This window comes from Shewanella sp. 10N.286.51.B7, from assembly GCF_002873615.1.
Lineage (GTDB): Bacteria > Pseudomonadota > Gammaproteobacteria > Enterobacterales > Shewanellaceae > Shewanella > Shewanella electrodiphila.
Genome location: NZ_MCUF01000104.1, coordinates 1 through 1499 on the forward strand (window position 1 = coordinate 1; position 1499 = coordinate 1499).

A 1499-nucleotide genomic window follows, 5' to 3' on the forward strand; every position below is an offset into this window, starting at 1 on the left:
GAACAAACTTTGTCGGCGAGTTTTGTGCATTAACGGGGTGACAATCGATAGGCATTTTGATAAAACTTGTTTCGCATTCATGGCATTTACTCGTGGTAATTTTTGTTTGGCGATAAATTTGATCACCAAATGCCATGAATGTTCCAATCTTTTTTCAATATCTTGTTGTTTCTAATAATTATTTCGTGGGGATTCGTCAGACTCTGACCCTACTTATTATCTAACCAATAAACTACCGCAAGGGTGTTCAAGATGAACGAAATGTCGCGATCACATGGATGTGAAAAAGCTACCTTATGTGCAGATACGACCCAAACGTGCCTACTCTTGATTTCAAATCAACACCCATGTGGGTTCTGCGAACATAAATTATGGGAGGGTATTTACTACTTGAGACTGCGAATTCGCATAGCTAGTTAGGGAGGCACAAATATCCTATTAAATTTGTGAGGAACCGTCAGACTCTGACCTTTTTTATTTTAATGCCTCTTATATTTACTATTTGCTATTTAAAAGAGTCAAATCGCAATTAACTCCATAAGGTTTTGAATATCTACCTATTCCCCCATCTTTAATAGGTGCCGCATAGAAAGAGTGGACATTCCCCCCATAGATATGGAGTACAAATGATAATTTTTTATTTATTATTAAATTATAGCTTTTATATTCCCCTGTTTGTTTCCTACGCGTACCAATAGTTTTATATTTTTTTAAACAATCGGAGAAACTTCTTAACTCCCCCTCCTCAATAATTTGTCGAGTTCTATAATTTATAAACAATTCGTAGGTTGAATCATATTCAAAATCACTCATTACGGAGTCAATCACAGGGTCAGTGAACAATAGATTAAACCATGCTGCAACAAGACATAATGCACAAGACTTCCATATAAATGAAATTACTTTTTTCATTACACACCTTTGAGTGATAGTTGATTAACTGGGTCAGAGTAAACTTTACAAAGGAGTTTGATGGCACATCTTATTAAATTGCTTTTTCTTCCCTAAATGGTGTTCTCGGTGATTGTATTCGAGGCTACCCAACTCTGTCCTTAAGTGGATTTACCTTAATACAAACCATGTTCTTAATTCAATGTTTTACTTAGTTTTTATTGGCTAGTTAATTTTGAATCATCTCTTCAATCTAATCCATTGCCTGCCGCAGGCTTTTGTGCAGATACAACTGCGAGACGCTGCAAGTACATCCATGTAAGCTCTGCCAAAACATCCATGTTTTGGAAGCTCGCTGCTGCATCTACACTGGGATTATTGTCTCTTCGATTTGACCGTGTTCGTGACAATTTAAAGAGCTGAAAGCTCAAGTTGTATAGGTGTTTTGATATTCTAAGAATGCACAATTTGAATTGAGGTCATCGAGAAAAGGCCGTGAGCTTGGCATGGATGCCAAGCTAGCTTTCGTTAGGCCATGGACGGCCTATCGGAAGCGTTAGGGCTTTTCGACAATGACCGAAGACGGCAAAAATGAAGTTTAAAGCTGG

The 1499-nt window shown here is 37.5% G+C and carries 1 protein-coding gene; it reads right to left on the reverse strand.

Annotation, left to right across the window (positions count from 1 at the left end):
* Positions 1–498: 498 nt before the first annotated feature.
* A complete protein-coding gene (locus BCU84_RS20575; RefSeq protein ID WP_102529904.1) occupies positions 499–912 on the reverse strand; it encodes a hypothetical protein in 414 nt (137 codons plus the stop codon).
* Between the last annotated feature and the right edge of the window lie 587 nt (positions 913–1499).